Source organism: Chitinophaga caeni (genome assembly GCF_002557795.1).
GTDB lineage: Bacteria > Bacteroidota > Bacteroidia > Chitinophagales > Chitinophagaceae > Chitinophaga > Chitinophaga caeni.
Map to the genome: position 1 here is coordinate 1,317,545 of NZ_CP023777.1, position 18,200 is coordinate 1,335,744.

Genomic DNA, 18,200 nt, shown 5'->3' on the forward strand with positions numbered 1-18,200 from the left:
AAATATTCCTGGTTACGATTCTTGTTCTTCATAACCATCTTCATCTGAATACGCATCGTCATCGTCCTCATCTCCTGCTTCACCTTCCTCATCTTGTACTTGCCAGTAAGGGGTTTTGCGAACTACAGGTTCCCTTTCGGCAAGGAAGCTATAATGAGGTTTTTCATCAACAGGTTTATTCAAAGCTTCCCATAATTTATCTTTTAGGATTGTTAAACCCTCGTTCTGAACGGAAGAGATAAATATCAATGGCAAGTCGTCCGGAAATTCGGCTGCTATGGCTTCTTTCAGCTCATCATCCAACATATCACTTTTGCTAATCGCCACCAGGAATTGCTTGTCAAGCAGTTCAGGGTTATATTGCTCCAGCTCGTTGACCAATATTTCAAATTCCTTCATATGGTCATTACTATCTGCCGGGATCATGAACAGTAACACCGAGTTCCTTTCGATATGCCTTAGGAAGCGGTGTCCCAAGCCTTTTCCTTCATGCGCCCCCTCGATAATACCGGGAAGGTCGGCCATGCAGAATGACTTGTTATCGCGGTAAGCAACGATTCCAAGTTGCGGGGTCAGCGTCGTAAAAGCGTAGTTGGCCACCTTGGGTTTAGCCGCGGTAATGGCTGATAAAAGCGTTGATTTACCTGCATTGGGAAAACCAACTAAGCCAACATCGGCCAGCATCTTTAACTCCAGCAACTTCCAACCTTCTACCCCGGGCATGCCCGGTTGTGCATATTCGGGAGTTTGGTTGGTGGCGCTTTTGAAATAAGAATTGCCCCTGCCGCCTTGCCCGCCGGGTAACCAGATCAGTTCTTGCCCATCATGAAGAATTTCAGCTTCGATTTCACCTGTTTCCTGGTCGCGCGCGATGGTACCTAGCGGCACTTCTATCACGACATCTTTTCCGTATGCCCCGGTTGAGTTATTGCCACTACCATTTTGGCCATTTTCGGCAATTACGTTTTTGTACCAACGTAAATGTAGTAATGTCCATAGTTGTTGATTACCCCTTAGGATAATATGTCCGCCGCGGCCACCGTCGCCACCGTCGGGGCCGGCTTGGGCGTTAAATTTGGTGCGCATGAAGTGTAAGCTTCCCGCGCCGCCTTTGCCTGATTTGGCATAAATCCTAATATAATCAACAAAATTCCCTTTCTCCATGATTCAAAAATAAAACGCAAAGATCGGAAAGTTTAGGCAGTTAATAACTGTCCATTCCGGTTCTTTGCGTTTTAGCAATATTTTTAAAGACTAAGCTGTCTTTGAATAACTTATAAACTATTATACGCGCTCGCTCACCAGCTCATCAATTTCTTTGCTCAGCAGTTCGAAAGTGCTTTCCACGGTACCATCTCCTTTTACACGCTTGAACTTGCCGAATTTGGCATAATGATCTGCCACCGGGGCCGTTTTATTGTGATATTCCACGATACGGGCCTTGATAACATCCTCGTTGGCATCATCAGAACGGCCGGAAGTTAAACCGCGGTTCAACAGGCGACGGATCAATTCATCCTCGGGCACCTCTAAAGACAACACGATAGAAATGGCCGTTTTCTTTAACGCCAATAATTTATCCAAAGCCTCTGCTTGCGCAGTAGTACGTGGGAAACCATCAAAAATGAAGCCCTTAGCGTCCGGGTTGGCGTCAAGTTTGGAGCCGATCATTCCAATCACCACTTCATCAGGTACCAATGAACCTTGATCGATGAACTTTTTTGCCTCAAGACCAAGAGGTGTTTGTTTTTCAATCTCTGCACGTAATAAATCCCCAGTCGATAAGTGAATCAACTGGTACTTATCGATAATATTTTTACTCTGTGTGCCTTTACCACTGCCCGGAGGGCCAAAAAGAATAAGATTGACCATGTGCTATTATACTAAAAAATACATTGCGTAGGTTGCAAATATAGCAAACTTTTGAATGTATTGGTAATTTAAATTGGGTTTGCTTAATAAATAAGAATAAAACAGCGAAATTTATAAAAAAAATTCAAAAAAATCAAATAATGTATAGAACTTATTAAATGTTGATTACATTCATGTTGCTCAATAGCTACAATATTAACTTAAATGTTAATACATGAGCGGTTGTAATTATCCCCGAATGCTTACATGTTCTTTATCAAATCTTTGTATGTTTATAACATGATAAAATATTTTCTGGCAATTGGATTGGCTGCCTCTGTTTTTTCAACGGTAGCATTCCCCAAGAAGAATAAAAATCAAGGGGAGAGAAATGTGGATCGCAATGGTGTAAATGTATCCAGGTACGAGGATAGCGCTAAATTATGGGTGGACTCCGTTTTTAATTCCCTTACGCCAGAAGAAAGGATCGCACAGTTGATCATGATACGCGTGCACTCGAATCTAGGGCAAAGCCATATCAATAGCGTAGTGGATGATATCGTTAATAATAAGATCGGCGGTATCGTTACATTCCAAGGTGGACCAGGAAGGCAGGCTAACCTCGTTAATTATTATCAATCTATATCTAAAGTACCTTTACTGGTTGCAGTTGACGGGGAGTGGGGGCTCGGTATGAGGCTTGATAGCGTCATGAGCTTTCCCCGTAACATGATGCTTGGCGCTATACAGGATAGCGCATTGGTTTATGAAATTGGTAAAGCCATCGGTCAACAATGCGTTAGGATGGGGATTCAATACAACTTTGCCCCCGTTCTCGATGTCAATAATAACCGTAACAACCCCGTCATCAACGATCGCTCCTTCGGTGAAGATAAATACCAGGTAGCCCGCTTAGGCATCGCGCTAATTAAAGGGATGCAGGATCAAGGTATCATGGCTTGCGCCAAACACTTTCCCGGCCATGGAGATACGGAAACAGATAGTCATGCCGACTTGCCGGTGATCAGGAAGTCGATGAAGTCGTTACAAAACTTGGAACTATACCCGTTTCAAAGAGCCATCGATGCAGGCGTAGCTTCTATCATGATCGCGCATTTGAATGTGCCGGCTATTGACCCGACCCCTAATAGGCCCACTTCTATCTCGTATAAAACGGTTACCAACTTGTTGCAAAAGAAGATGGGCTTCGACGGATTGATCGTAACTGATGCCTTGGAAATGAAAGGCATCTCCAAGTATTATAAAAATGGGCAGGAATCGGCTCAATCATTGCTTGCCGGTAATGATTTAATGGAATTGCCTTCTACGGCAAAAGGTAGTATTAGCGCTATTCAAGCTGCTATCAAATCCGGGAAGATCTCGCAGAAAGAAGTTGACGGAAGGGTGAAGAAAGTTTTATATGCCAAGTACAAGGTGGGCCTTTCGCAAAGACCGGCCATCGATCCTGTAAACTTGGTTGAAGATTTGAACAAGGATATAATGCCACTCCGCCAAAGAATATCCGAAGAGGCAGTAACCCTTTTAAATAACGATGCCCAGCTATTGCCTTATAGCTCGGATGACGACAGTACCAGGATTGCTGTAATTACCGTTGGAGGTGAAGAAGAAAACGATTTCGTGAAGACCCTGCGATCCTTTAACCCTAAAATCGATTCTTATGTATTCGCTGCTAATCAATCTGCATCAGCTATCGCGGCAACGGTGAAAAAATTAAAAGACAATTACGAATCTGTGATTGTCGGCGTGCAAAACTATAGCAGGAGGCCTGCACGCAACTATGGGTTGAGTAACTCTGAAAGGATGTTGGTCAACAAGATCCAGCATGAAATGCCTGCCGTAATTGTCATGTTCGGAAATCCTTACGCTATTCAATATTTCTGCGATGCCAATACGATGATCGCGGCTTATGAAGATGATTCCACGACGCAAAAAGTAACGGCAAACATCATATTCGGTAGGTTGAAACCTAAAGGGAAATTGCCGGTTACGGTTTGCGAAAATTTTAAATTTGGAACGGGTCTTAGCTTGGAACCGCGCAAACCTTACGAGTTGCCGGTAGCTAGGCCTGGAGATGTTGGAATGGACGGCACTATATTGTTGAGAATTGATTCCCTGGCTTATGATATGATTGAAAAGGGCGCAGCTCCCGGCTGTGAAGTGGTCGCTTTGAAGGATGGGAAGATGGTCTATAATAAGAACTTCGGCTATTATGATTATAACAACCATGAACCTGTTACGAACCGCTCTATTTACGACCTGGCTTCGGTAACCAAAGTTTGTGCTACGACCGTTTCGGTTATGCGTTTATACGATCAAAAAAAAATTAAACTTGACGCCACGCTCGGCACTTATTTGCCATGGGTGAGAGGCACAAACAAAGCCCGGCTGAAAATCAGGGATATCCTGTTGCACCAGGCGGGCTTGGTCGCATATATACCTTTTTACCGCGAAGTTCTGTACAGCAATGGTTACCCCGATTCTATCCTGTTTAGCCATGAAGAAGACAGTATTCATACGGTAAGGGTCGCTGAAGATCTTTATATGAAGCAGGAATATATCGATACGATGTTCGATGAAATTTTAGCTAGCAGGTTGGGTCCCAGGAATAAATATGTTTACAGTGACAACGATTTTATTTTCCTTGGCAAAATAGTGGAACAGGTTACGGGTAAGCCACTGGAAGAATATGTAAAGGAAACGTTTTACGACCCTTTGAATATGCATACCACGGGCTTCCACCCGCGTGAACGCTTTCCCTTAAAGGACCTGGTGCCTACCGAAAGGGAGAATATTTTCCGCTTACAGTGGATCAGGGGTGATGTACATGATCCCGGTGCTGCAATGTTTGGTGGTGTTGCCGGTCATGCAGGGCTTTTTTCAAATGCAAAGGATCTGGCAATTTTATTACAGATGTTGCTGAACGGCGGCGAATTAAATGGCCAAAGATTTATCAAGGAAAACACGATCAAGCAATTTACTGCATATAAAAGTAAATATAGCCGCAGGGGTTTGGGCTTCGATAAACCTGAAAATGACAGGCGCAAATCCTGGTATGGCGAATATCCTTGCAAAAGTGCTTCCCCATTGGTTTTCGGCCATACGGGTTTTACAGGAACCTGTATTTGGGTAGACCCGAAGTATAACCTCGTGTTTGTATTCTTAAGTAATAGGGTTTGCCCTAACGGCGGCGATAACCACCAGCTTTCCCGGATGAACGTGAGGGAAAATATGATGGAAGTTTTATATCAATCCATGGGGATTAGCCACTCCTTTTAAAAGGTATATAAATGATCACCGCAAATAGCCAAACACCGTGCTTGGATTGCTCCTTGCACGGTGTTTTCGGCTAATAGGGGGAGTTAACAAATCGTGGGGTATCTTACTAATTAATCAACCAAAGCTGTTCTTTGCACCTGTGTGCGAGTTTTCAACTGTATTTCCTTACGGTATTTCTTCTTGCCTTTCAGCACGCTGATCTGGTACTGACCATCTTCCAATGATTGGAAGTTGTAGCGTGTAATGAAAGTAGAAGTAGCGCTGACTACATCGCGGTGTAAAATATTATTGTGGCCGTCTTTAATATAAACGGTTACTTTTTCTTCGGTTGGATTTTCAATGGCAACACGGAAAATGAGCCCGTTTTCTTTTTCCTGTTGAATATGAACGATCATCTTGTTTTTTGCTTCAGTAGCATCTTCAATGATCGTTTTTTCCGTTTTGCGGGCATCATTATAGGCAAATGCATCGCTGCCTTCTTGTTGAGCTGTCGCTTTTACGGAAGTAAATGTGGTCATTGCGGCAATTATCGCGATGATCCAGTTTTTGGGCTTTACAACAAAAATCTTTTTCATGATGGTGTATTTATTGTTTTTGTACTGAAGGCCGTTCTTGTTTTTTTACCTTCATTTTGATGACACAAAGCTCAAAGCTTAACATTACCAGGATATTAAGGCCGTATTAAGTAAATGTGAAACAAAACAGGGGAACATGTATGAAATAAAATTATAATAAATAACTCCTTTATAACGGCTATATTTCTTACATTTGCTCGATGATTGAATCAACCCGGTGTGTCCGGGGTTAAGTTTTTGCCTACAAGAGGAGAATATTGAATAAGGTATGTACAGAAATTTGGATGATAAAAAAGTTTGTTAGTTAGGAATTGCTATAAATACCCCCGGTACAATATTTTCTGATTTTTTACGATTTATTATTTCAACAAGTTCGATTCATGGTGCAGCGGATACGCATTATTTCACGGATCACCTTACTATGCCTGGCATGTTTAAGCTTTGAGTTCTTGCATGCGCAACATTTTATGATTGATGCCGATACGGAGTTTTCCTGGTTGTCGAAACTGGATGTCCAGGATGCTTCACAAAAAATGAAAGGGCAAATACTCAACGCGGTAGTCAGAAAGAAGCCACGGGAGATGCTACAGGATGTTAATTACCTGGTAACGGTATTGTACTTCCCAAGAAAAGTGGATGTTGCTGAAGGCAACCACGTTTCCATGAAAACATGGTTGGATAAGTTTCCGGAAGGGCAGGCCGCGTTCAATGCTAATATCACCAATTTTAAAGCGTATACACCTAAGAACTATATAGTGGATTCCGTTTTATACATCAAGGAAAATGGCCAATCCGTTGCTTTGAAAGGAACCGTAGTGATCAGGGTTTACCTGATGAAACATTATTACCAAGCCGTCAACCTCCAAACGAATAATTTTATTATCAACATAAAAGCCAAAAAAACGAAACTTACCAGCGAAAATGGTATTCCTAAATTGGTAGATAAAGTGATGGACTGTGACTATGATGATAAGATTTTCTTGGTAGATGAAGTAGAGGGTAAATACAATTTTGTCAAATCCGGCAACATTTGCAGGGAGTGCTTGTATAACGATAAACCGGAAGAATTTACTTTTGATCCGCTGAAAGGGATCATATCATATAATGGCTTCCTCCCCGTTGGGCCGGTTACCGCCGATGGTAGGTATAATAATAGTAAGCTATATTATCATTTTAAACCAATCTAATAGGGAATCCCGGAGAAACGATCCTTCTACCAACATCACTGTCCCGGTTTGTTTACCGTTGAAATAAAATTAATACTGGCAGTAACAAATGCTTATAATTAAAGTGGCTGATATACTATTTTTCTCTTCCAGTCAATCATTATAATTCAATTAAAATATATAGTCGGTGCGGCATTAGCTATTAAAACCGGCGTATAGAAAGTAATTTTATCATTATTGTCCGACTAAAATTGGATTAAATTTACTTGGATCCCTTATCTGGTCAAGGACATAAGTGAAGAATGATCTATTCAAAATCCCGGGTAGCCCCGCGAAGAAAACGGTGGCACTTCGCAGCGTTGATAGCGAACTGTAGCTGGGCCACACAGTAGTACAAAAGCTGGATCGAGCGATCAAATTGGCGGCCGTGATGGCCAATTTGTGCCCTTTTGAGGTACTTTTTTGGGCAAGCAAAAAAATACAAAGAAATGTGCAGGTAGACATTGAATCGAACTATTGAGGCGATGATCATTTTTTCATTGAAAATTTAGTCGGACAACAAAGTAATTTTATAATAAATAATTATAAGGATGTTCAGCAGGAAAATTTCAAGAATCTTATTAGCAACTGCGGCCACCGTTATGGCCGGTTGTGCAGGAAGCCACAAAACACAGCAATCTGGCAGCAAGGGACTATCCGGCCTGAAAGGAATAGAGAACGTTAAACATGTTGTGGTAATTTACATGGAAAACCACAGCTTTGATAATCTCTACGGCCAATTTGAAGGTGCGGAAGGTTTGGCTAATGCTTCGAAAGAATCGGTAACGCAAGTCGACAGGAAAGGTGCGCCTTATAAGTTTCTCCCGCCGGTGCCACGTTCCAGCGAGTTTCCGACCAACATCCCGAATAATTATTTCAACATCGACCAATACATTTCTTCCGATAAAGAAACGCCGGATGTAGTGCACCGCTATTACCAAGAGCAAGCACAGATCAACAACGGTAAAATGAATAAATTTGCCGCGTATAACAGTACTGCCGGTTTTGCCATGGGATATTATAAAACCTCCTTATTGCCTCTATATCCCGTTGCAAAAGAATTTACGCTATGCGATCATTTTTTTCATAGCGCTTTCGGTAGTTCCTTCTTAAATCATCAATGGCTCATCGCGGCGGCTACACCTTATTTTGAAAATGCTCCCAAAGAAATGAGAGCTGTATTGGATGAGAACGGTAAATATAAAAGAGATGGCTCCGTAACTCCCGATGGCTACGCTGTAAATACGGTTTATTCCGTGAATCAGCCGCATCCGTCCGGCGCTAGAAAATCTCACCTGGTTCCCAATCAGACGAATCCAACAATCGGGGATCGCCTGAGTGAGAAGAACATTTCCTGGGCTTGGTATTCTGGTGGATGGGATGATGCGATGGCCGACAATGCAGATGAATTTTTCCAATACCATCACCAGCCGTTTATATATTTTAAAAATTTTGCCGACGGAACCGCTGCTAAAAAGGAACATCTGAAAGATGAGAAGGATTTTTTGAAAGCCGCGGAAGAAGGCACTTTGCCTGCCGTTTCTTTTGTTAAACCATTGGGTTTCCAGAATGAACACCCCGGCTACTCGAATGTTATTACGGGTGAAAATCATGCCTTGGAACTGATCAACGCCGTGCGTAATGGCCCTAACTGGAAAGATGCCGTTGTAATTCTTACGTATGATGAAAACGGTGGTTTTTGGGATCACGTAGCTCCGCCGGTAATTGACAAATGGGGGCCCGGAAGCCGTATTCCGGCTATCATTATCTCTCCCTTTGCCAAGAAAGGTTACGTGGATCATACGCAATATGAAACTGTGAGTATCCTGGCTTTTATCGAAAAACGTTGGGGATTGAGACCTCTGAATAGCAGGGATGGAAATGCCAATCCATTGCAAGGGGCTTTCGAGTTTAAATAAAATAATTATATCTATACAGTGAAGTACGTTAGGATAGCAATAGTATTCGTGTCGATGCTAGGGATGGTTTGGTTGCTATCCTCCTTCGGGAGAAATAAAAACGGGTCCGCAGAAAGGGAGATCACAAGTTTGATCTGTGGAAATATTGATGTGTTCACAGGTTTTATCAAGGATTCGTTGCAACCCGCGATTCAATCCGGTAATGAGCAAATGCTGCAATCTTCCTTTTTGAATGCTAGGAAGTATTATAAAAAGATAGAGTGGGCAACGGAGTACTTTGCTTTCACCTCCGCGAAATTTATCAATGGTGCACCCAAAGCGGAAGCAGAACTTACCGGCAGGATGATACAACGACCTACAGGATTACAGGTAATGGAAGAATATATCTTTCCTGATTTCGATACTACTTCCCGCGAGATTTTACTCCAACAATCGGGCATTATACTTGAAAAATTATCAGTATTTAAAACCTATTTCTCGGGTATCCCCCTGGCCGCTTGGCAAATAATAGATGGGGCTAAGCAGGAAGTTTTCAGGATAGAAACCCTGGGAATTACAGGTTATGATAATCCCCTCAGCAAAAATAGCATGGAAGAGTGCGCCACTGCGCTGCAAGCGCTGGTTCCGGTATTAAAATACTATTCCGCCGGGCAGGATAATGTTCTCGGGCTGTTGCAGGAAAATATCTCGTTCTTACGCTCGGCTACCGATTTTAATAGTTTCGACCGGGCCAGGTATATCCGGGAGTTTGCCAACCCTTTATCTACGGCGATAGAACAATTGAGAAGAGGGTTGGATTTCCAGGGATATCATTATAATCGGTTGCTCAAACAGGATGCGTTCACTTTATTCGATATCAATGCTTTCGATGCGGATGCTTATTCGCCTTTCTTGGAGCAGGAACATAAACGGGAAAAAGCGGAACTGGGTAAAGCGCTTTTCAGGGATCCCGCTTTTTCTGCTAACAGGAGCATCAGTTGTGCATCCTGCCATCAACCGGAAAAATCGTTCGCAGAAAATCTTCCCAAACATCCTGATGTAAGTGGTACCGGTTTGATCGATAGGAACGTTCCTTCCTTGTTGAATGCCGCATTGCAGCCCCAGTTATTTTATGATCAACGGGCGGAAACCCTGGAAGACCAGGTAAGCGATGTGGTGCATAATCCGAAAGAAATGGGAGGATCGATCCGGCTTGCGTTAAAACATTTCGGGGAAACGGGTAAATACCAACAACTGTTCGCCGCGGCATTTCCAGGTATGGTTAAACCCGATTCTGCTGCTATTACCGAAGCATTAGCCGCTTACGTTAGGAGCCTTGTAAAGCTGGACAGCCGTTTTGATGAATATATGCAGGGAAAAGACGGCGCCTTATCAAAAAGTGAGGTCAACGGCTTCAACCTGTTCATGGGCAAAGCGAATTGTGGCAGTTGTCACTTTATGCCCTTATTTAATGGTGTGCTGCCCCCGAAATACATTACCCAGGATGCTGAAATAATCGGTGTCCCGGTAAAAAAGGGTAGCAAGGCGATAGACCCCGACAGGGGACTGTTTAACTACCTGCTTGGGTATCGATATTTTGATAGTAGCCGGTTATCAGAATTTGATCATGCCTTTAAAACCGTGACCGTCAGAAACGTTACGAAAACGGCGCCGTATATGCACAATGGCGTGTATGAAACATTGGATGATGTCATGGATTTTTATAATGAAGGAGGTGGTACCGGCAATGGTTTAGTATTATCGAACCAAAGCCTGAGCGAACAAAAGCTTGCACTCAGCCCCGAAGAAATTCAAGATATCATAGCCTTTATGAAATCTTTGGACAGTAAATAACACGCGGTTTAATTTGTAACCAAAATTTCTTTTTGGTCTCTCCACACGGTGAATTGATGATGGCCCTTCCATCGATGTTTCCTTTCGATCATCAAGAGGTCTTCAACATTTTGTACAGGTTCATGGTCGAGTTTCAGGATAACATCGTTTACCTGTAATGTTTTGTAATTGCCATTCTGTTGGGGCGCTTTTATAATTAATACGCCGTTCATATCTGCTAAGCCCGTGGCAGACTGTTCCCCGAGCGTAGTAATATTCTTAATTTGATACTTGCCCCAATGAATAACCTTTTGTTTATCCTCGACTTCTTGAGAAATGAGCAGCGGAGTTGAAGGCTTTAGTGCCAAATTCTTTAAAAACGTTTTTGTAACGCCGAATTGCTGCATCGGTATATTGCTGAACTTGCCTTTTGCCGCATCAATATTTGTGATTGTATAGTCCAATTCAGCGGGTGCTTTGAACCTCAATGCTGCAAAAACCGAGTGGTTATCTATTCCCAGCGCTTGATTTTTTTGTAAACTTTTCTCGGTTATAAAAACATTATTATCTACCTGATCGCCAAAGTCGGCCACTTGTATCGGGCTGAATGCGGTCATCAAGACATTGTTTTGTACCGTGTCTTCGGAATGTTTAAACCATACATGCGGATGTAGGGAATTATTAACAAGTATATTGTTCCGAACCTTTCTATGGAATCCTTCACGGAGCTTAATGCCGCCGCTTAGGCAGAGGTTGTTGTAAATATTATAGTTTGAAGAGCCGTCATCAAGATCAATGTCCCAACCATGTTCGCATTGGAAGCGGTTATCGTGAATTTTGGTAACCTGGTATGCATCCAGCAATATTAAACCCGGTTCGGCAGCGACCAAGGCATTCATTTTGGCGCGGTTCGCTTGCCAATAACGATCCCTGCCCCAAGAGTTGAAGGCACCGTGATCGGAAGTTTCCAACACGGTGTTAAATACATCGTTATAAGCAATGTCATGACCACCAAAAGCCCCGTCACCAATGTTAATACCGGCTCTCGGAACATCATAGATACTATTGTGTAATACGCTGATACGGGAAGCAATTTGTATCTGCACTCCCGCCGATTGTTTTTCTATTAAGCCGATATCATGGATTAAATTACCGGAGGCAATGCAATCAACGGGATAATTGTCATTTTTAGGACCCGGTGTCCGGTTAATCAATGAGCTGTTGACCGTATCACCGTAATTATATAAAGGATTATATACCGCATCCGGACCGCCGACAAACAAGATAGCCGATGCGCCTAATTTTTCTAACAGGTTATCTTTAATAACAACATTTTTATTCTTATAACTGACGAAGATGCCATTTCCGCCCAACATGCTGAAAGCGTTATTAGCGATCAATACATTTTGGGTATGGGAAATGTAAATGGCTGCCTGCCGGTATACCTTCCAATCACTTCTCATCAACGGTTCTTCCGTTTTCATGAAAGTTGGAACGGTATGTTTGAATTGAATACCTTCAATATGAATATTGCTAAGCGGCTGCGCCCCTGTTCCTTCGAGATGTAAGCAGCTTTCCAAATGCCCGGCGATGAAATGGATGTTATGGATATTTTCGCCCTGCTTCGGGATGTAATAAAGCATGCTTTCATTTTTATCAAAAAACCATTCACCCGGTACATCCAGCTCCTCTTTGATGTTTTCAACATAACGGAACAACGGATGCGGTTTGCTGGGGCGATTATTTTGCCATCCGCCGATCATGGAAACCGAGGTGTCGGTAACTTTACCTGTTATTTCGAAATGCATACCGCCCCACCTTCCTGAATGTAAAGCATGCAAATAAGCACCGCCGGGGTCTTTCCATGTTTTTATCTTTTGTGAAGAAAGGGCATCTTTATCATATCCACCGAAGGGCAATATGCCCGCTTGATAGTTGGGATATCTTGCAAGGGTCAATAAACTATCATTACCATAAAGACTGGGTATTTCGGTTATTCCTTGTTTTATTGCCGCTTTCCATATGCCGTCACGGTACAATTCCCAGGTTAATTGTAGGGGAATGCCCGCACTTAAAGTTGCTCGTCCTTCATGCTCGGCTTTAATTGTTATTCCCTGTGCCCTATTATCTATCGTGATGGCCTTATCCAGGTAATAAGTTCCATCTTTCAGAATGATTGTTACCCCGTGATCATATCGTCCCTGCCCCGGTGCTTTGACCCGTTCTAACGCGGCGGTAATACTTTGTAAAGGATGATACATATCTCCTTTTTGATGATCATTTCCGGTGGGAGAAATATATATTTTATGTTCCTGGGCCAATAAGCCGGCAGAAAAAAATGAAATGAATATGAGTAGCAAAGGAGTCTTACGCATCATGGTAGCATATTATGCATGTTTACAATGGGATCAATAACCGTTCATCGACCGGTAATCAATATTAATGTTTGGTAGTTTATTCTCCAAAGGAAGTGGTCATTTCGGTAATTTGCTACTACAGATTCTTAAAAAAGTATCTTAGGGGGGATAACTATTTTGACTTTTGTGATAAAGAAATATCGACAAGAGCCAGTTAGAAATTAAAATATAAACTAGTAGGCATGTTGCCGAAGGGTTTTCTCCAATGGCAGTTAGTGTACTATTACTAGCGCAAATGGGTAGCGGGAAAAATTTTCGATATGAAAAATTAGGCAGTAATGTCCGAGTCAGCGATGGTCAAAAGTCCCGTGCGACATTGGGTATTGTGAATAGCCAGAAAGTTCGCTGAGGTAATAATCGCTCTTATAAAGCTATGATGGCAAAAGAAAGTAAAAGGAATCAAACGCTATGTGCCGGTGGATAAAAGCAGTTTTTTGAACTTTTGGAGTGAGTGTAAATTAAACTGTGTCAAGGTCCCTGGCTTAGAGCCGCCTGCAGGCGGCTCTAAGCCAGGGAAAAATTTTTAAATATCGAGCTGCACCCGGTTGCCAAAGATTATCGATAACTGCGATACCGTGATGCCCCAGTTTTGTAGTGGCTGCGTCCATTTCTTCTCTATATTCCGGGTTGCCAGGTAGATCAACTTCAACAGCGCTATATCGCTCGTAAAGGCCCCTTTGCTCTTCGTTACTTTGCGCACCTGCCGGTGGAAGCCTTCAATCGTGTTGGTCGTGTAGATCAGCTTGCGAATGGCGGGCGGATATTCAAAATAGGCACTCAGCTTGTCCCAGTTATTACGCCAGGAAATTGTTACCACCGGATATTTCTTGCCCCATTTTCCTTCCAGTGCATCCAGTTTATCCTCCGCCTGCTGCTTGCTCACTGCCTGGTAAACAGGCTTCAGATCATTCATAAAACCTTCTGGTCCTTGCTCGCTACATACTTCAGTGAGTTGCGGATCTGATGCACGATACAGCTCTGAACCACTGTTTGAGGGTATATCGTGCCAATAGCATCTGCAAGACCCTTCAGATTGTCTATGCACGCGATTAGTATATCCTCCACGCCCCGGTTCTGAAGATCGGTCAGCACGCTCAGCCAGAAATTAGCGCCCTCGCTTTCACTAACATACATACCCAGTAATTCCTTGCGACCGTCTTTCTTTATTCCCAGGATATTATACACGCACCGTGTTTGCACCTTGCCGTCTTCCTTCACCTTGTAGAACATCGCATCCAGCCATACAATGCGGTACAAAGACTCCAAGGGCCGGCTCTGCCACTTCCTGACCATCGGCACTACTTTATCCGTAATAGCCGATAACGTTGTTGCCGATATCTCCGTATCGTACATATCCTCAATATGTGCCGAGATATCCCGGAAACTCATCCCCCGTCCATACATGCTGATGATCTTCTTCTCCAGGCTCTCTGCCAGTATCTTTTCCCGTTTACGTACGATTTGGGGATCAAAATGGCCGGACCGGTCACGGGGAGTGGAAAGCGCTATGGTGCCATCGGAAGTCTTTAACTGCTTGTTTGTCTTACCGTTCTTACGGTTCCCCTGCTGCCGCTCCTGTTCATTTACCTGATCCTCTATTTCCTCTTCCAGGGCGGCTTCCAGAAACTCCTTTAATAAAGGGGCAAACGCGCCGTCTTTGCCGAATAAGGATCTGCCGTTTCGTAGTTGGGAAAGTGTTTTTTGCTTCAGCGCTTCGTAATCGAATTTTTCTTTCTCCATCATATGTGTTTAAAGTTAAGAATTTCTCAATTTCTTAACCTTGACACACTTTATTTTACAGTCTCCTTTTGGAAGCAGATTATCTGCTATAAAGAATTTTTAATAAAATATATTTTAAATAAGCTCTTAATGTTTTTGAATATTCGGCTAGGTAATTTTAAAAAAAACTTTTTTTTTACAAAAAAGAACTATATTACACATATAAACTTAAGATTGTATGTTTAACCTATTTTAACAACCTAACTATATGAAATGTATAAAATACATTGTTTTGTTGATTACATATGGTACTAGTTTCTTACACAGATTAAAGAGTTGGAATTTCTTCGTAATTAGTATTTGCTTCCTTTTTTATTCTTCCTGTAATATACATACCGAGCAACTTAATACTGAGGGCTTTAGCGACAGTCTGACTGTTTCTATTAATCTCAAAGATACTTCAATTAACACGACTGGAGAACTTTTTGACTCTATTGAATACATTTTTTTAGAATCAAGTACTGAAGAAAGTATATTTTCTAATATCGATAAAATTGAAATAACTGATAATTATTATATAATACTTGACACGAGAACTAATAAACTTCTTTTTTTTAATAAAGATGGGAGATTTTCTCACAGTCTACCACAAGTTTTGGCAAATGGAGATTCGATATTTACTACATTAAGCGACTTTACTGTAAATGAAAATAAGGAAGAAATTTTGATTTATGATAGTGGAATAGCTTTTGATGGAGTTATCAAAACTGATTTTCACGGCACTTATAAGTTGGCAAGTAGAACTCCAATGTCGTTTAATGAATTTGCTTTGGGTGAGGGTGGCATGTTTTATTACAAAAGGTATTCTTCAAAATATTATAAGAGTGTAGAAAGTAATAATGAGAATCATCTTTTATATTATGTTTCCGATTCAAGTAGTATAAAGTATTTATATTTTTCTTACGATTCAAAGATTATCAATGGAAGAGACATGTATGATTTAGATCATATGTTTACGCGGTCAGGCAATAAGGTATATTTCCAAAGGCCTTTTGATTATTCAGTGTATGAATTTAATATGAATGGGACTAAATCATTAAGGATTGATTTCCTTTTCCCCAATTATTCCAAATTTCCTGAAGATTTCCTGAGGAATAATAAATACTTGGGTAATAGGATATCTGAATTTAAGGCTCCATCGAATAAACTTAAAATTTGGACAATATCTAGTTATCACAGGGTTTTAAATAGTATCATTTTTAACATAAATATTGTTGGCAGTAAAGATTTTTCTTTCTTATATAATCTTAAAAATAAAAAGTACTATAATATTGAGAATATTTACTCTTCTAGTATTTCGAATTGGATGCCCTTTTTTGAAGATAGGATAATCGCTGCTGATAATAAATCGTATTACAGCTATATTACTCCCAAGCTAATGTTGCAAGCTTATAGGACTCTCGGTGATAGACATTTAAAAAATAGCCCTTTTATTTTGAAGAAAATAAAGGAATTAACCATTTTTAGTAACCCTATCCTAGTTAGACTCGAGCCAAGATCAAACTAGCAAAATTGAAGGATTAGATTAAGAAATACACTTCTTGTATAACTTCTTAGCAAACGACCAATTTTAATCTCAAAACAAGAATTATGAAGAAAAATCGATATTTAATATTTACAATTTGCTTAACATTTATTGTTTTAGCGACATTGAACTTGACATCAAGTGCCGTAGCTCAAAGCGGTAGCACAGGAACTGGAACCGGTACAGGAAGTTCGAGTTGTAGTACGACACAGGTTACAAATCAGGGGGCTGAAATCAATAAGACAACAGAGAAAGTGTCATGCGGTGAATGTACTTTGTATAGAATTAAAGCGGGTTGGAAGGAAGGAGAAGGTGTAGGGGCAAAGTATGAATCATATAAACAAACAGTTTATGCCACGGTACAAACGTGCAAATCTTCAGAGGATAAAACTCGCACATGTATTCTTGTAGCACTTGCAGGTAGCATAAACTGCCCTCCTCCACCTTCGGATTCTGATACAGGAACAGGAACGGGAACGGGAACAGGAACGGGTACAGGGAATTAATTTTATTAAAATAAATTAAAAGGTCGTTTGCTATTATTACTATTATAAGAAGCCTATGATTATTAAAATATCAAAGTTGTTTTTTATTGTAATTGTTATCATTATTGTTTTCAATTCTATCCTTGACATAGGATTTTCAACACGGGATGATGATTGGATGCTTTTAAATAACCCATTTGTTTTAATGCCTAATGATGAAAACTGGTTTTGGTGGATTAAAGGTCTTTTTTTAAATTATTGGGATATACAGTATTCTCCTTTAAATACTATATATTATTCTTTAGTTTACAAAATAAATGGTTACGATTCATTCTATTTTCATTTATCTTCTATTGTCATTCATATAATGAATGGGGTATTGCTTTGTAAACTAGGAGAACAGACCTATATTTTATTTCAGCCTGATTTTAATCGAGCAGATTTGAAAACAATATGCTATATATCTACTTTTTTTTGGCTTATTGCGCCAATTAATGTTGAGGCAGTCGTATGGATCGCAGCTTCCAAAGTTCTTTTATGTACGATGTTTACAATATTATGCTTGATTTTTTTTATTAGTAGCTTATTAAATATAGATATAGATTCTTTGAAGAGCTTCAGGATACGTTTAGTATTGAGCTTTACATGTTTCTTTCTTTCTTTCTTTTTTAAGGAACAAGCATTTATGACGCCTCTTATAATTGGTGCGATTTTATTTTACTATACCAGTAGTAATATGAAGATGATTGGTAAAATTTTCCTAAAACAGTTGATAATATATTTAATATTAATGTTTATTTTTTCGATCATATTCGTTTATATTACATTAGATGCTAATCAATTATCAAATAGCCCATTCTATATTTACCCACTTTGTGATAGGTTAGTTTTATCTTTTTATTGCTTTTTCAAATATGTTTTTGATGTTTTTATACCAATGAACCTGCATTATGCCTATAAATTTCCAATGGCTCCACAGGAAAACTTGCCTTTTATTTATTATTTGTTTATTGTTCTTTTCTTTATAATTATTTGGCAAGGGTATAAAATATTTAGCACCTCGTTAAGTAATTACTTTTTTGAATTATTATGTATTTCAATTTTTATTTCTCAAATAGTATTGGTTCTTCAAATATTTCCCTTAAATAGGCCAATGCTATCAGCAGATAGATATATGTATTTGTCGTCATTTTTCTTAATTCTATTTGCTTCAAAATATGGATTTAAGCTATATAAAAGATATAGGACATTGTTATATACATTACTTATTGGACTAGGTGTATATTTTTTTATGTACAGTAGCTATCTTGCTTCGGTTTGGCATTTCTAAAATGA

The 18,200-nt window shown here is 40.5% G+C and carries 11 protein-coding genes and 1 pseudogene; 7 read left to right on the forward strand and 5 right to left on the reverse strand.

What is annotated here, in order from left to right:
• Nucleotides 1-12 precede the first annotated feature (12 nt).
• Both obgE and COR50_RS05590 read right to left on the reverse strand, forming a co-directional pair.
• Complete coding sequence (gene obgE, locus COR50_RS05585; protein WP_098193082.1) at nt 13-1,164, reverse strand: GTPase ObgE; 1,152 nt, start codon at nt 1,162-1,164, stop codon at nt 13-15.
• A gap of 120 nt (nt 1,165-1,284) precedes the next feature.
• Complete coding sequence (locus tag COR50_RS05590) at nt 1,285-1,872, reverse strand: adenylate kinase (RefSeq protein WP_098193083.1); 588 nt, start codon at nt 1,870-1,872, stop codon at nt 1,285-1,287.
• A gap of 279 nt (nt 1,873-2,151) precedes the next feature.
• On the opposite strand from COR50_RS05590, the gene COR50_RS05595 reads away from it, so the two are divergent.
• On the forward strand, nt 2,152-5,148 hold the full coding sequence (locus tag COR50_RS05595; protein WP_232516281.1) for a glycoside hydrolase family 3 N-terminal domain-containing protein: 2,997 nt from the start codon (nt 2,152-2,154) through the stop codon (nt 5,146-5,148).
• Between the two features lie 110 nt (nt 5,149-5,258).
• Here COR50_RS05595 and COR50_RS05600 read toward each other — a convergent pair whose 3' ends face one another.
• Entirely contained in the window at nt 5,259-5,723 is a 465-nt protein-coding gene (locus COR50_RS05600) for a hypothetical protein (protein ID WP_098193085.1), read from the reverse strand.
• Nucleotides 5,724-6,103: 380 nt separating this feature from the next.
• Here COR50_RS05600 and COR50_RS05605 point away from each other — a divergent pair, with 380 nt between their 5' ends.
• The 3 genes from COR50_RS05605 (at nt 6,104) to COR50_RS05615 (ending at nt 10,680) form a co-directional block, all read left to right on the forward strand.
• On the forward strand, nt 6,104-6,910 hold the full coding sequence (locus COR50_RS05605; protein ID WP_098193086.1) for a hypothetical protein: 807 nt from the start codon (nt 6,104-6,106) through the stop codon (nt 6,908-6,910).
• 569 nt (nt 6,911-7,479) lie between these two features.
• The gene (locus COR50_RS05610; protein WP_232516282.1) at nt 7,480-8,847 is read left to right on the forward strand and encodes an alkaline phosphatase family protein; all 1,368 of its coding nucleotides are present in this window, start codon (nt 7,480-7,482) and stop codon (nt 8,845-8,847) included.
• A gap of 18 nt (nt 8,848-8,865) precedes the next feature.
• Nucleotides 8,866-10,680 carry a cytochrome-c peroxidase gene (locus COR50_RS05615; RefSeq protein WP_157760636.1) on the forward strand — a complete coding sequence of 605 codons (1,815 nt, stop codon included), beginning with the start codon at nt 8,866-8,868 and terminating at the stop codon, nt 10,678-10,680.
• Nucleotides 10,681-10,688: 8 nt separating this feature from the next.
• Here the strand turns inward: COR50_RS05615 and COR50_RS05620 are convergent, their stop codons facing one another.
• Both COR50_RS05620 and COR50_RS05625 read right to left on the reverse strand, forming a co-directional pair.
• Nucleotides 10,689-13,037 (reverse strand): right-handed parallel beta-helix repeat-containing protein, encoded by a 2,349-nt coding sequence (locus tag COR50_RS05620; protein WP_098193088.1) that lies wholly within the window; start codon nt 13,035-13,037, stop codon nt 10,689-10,691.
• Between the two features lie 562 nt (nt 13,038-13,599).
• Nucleotides 13,600-14,816: pseudogene (locus COR50_RS05625) on the reverse strand (IS256 family transposase).
• Between the two features lie 247 nt (nt 14,817-15,063).
• Between COR50_RS05625 and COR50_RS05630 the strand changes: the two are divergent.
• From COR50_RS05630 to COR50_RS05640, 3 genes are all read left to right on the forward strand, one after another.
• Entirely contained in the window at nt 15,064-16,362 is a 1,299-nt protein-coding gene (locus tag COR50_RS05630) for a 6-bladed beta-propeller (protein ID WP_098193089.1), read from the forward strand.
• A gap of 83 nt (nt 16,363-16,445) precedes the next feature.
• Nucleotides 16,446-16,886 (forward strand): hypothetical protein, encoded by a 441-nt coding sequence (locus tag COR50_RS05635; RefSeq protein ID WP_098193090.1) that lies wholly within the window; start codon nt 16,446-16,448, stop codon nt 16,884-16,886.
• Nucleotides 16,887-16,941: 55 nt separating this feature from the next.
• On the forward strand, nt 16,942-18,195 hold the full coding sequence (locus COR50_RS05640; RefSeq protein ID WP_098193091.1) for a hypothetical protein: 1,254 nt from the start codon (nt 16,942-16,944) through the stop codon (nt 18,193-18,195).
• Nucleotides 18,196-18,200 lie beyond the last annotated feature (5 nt).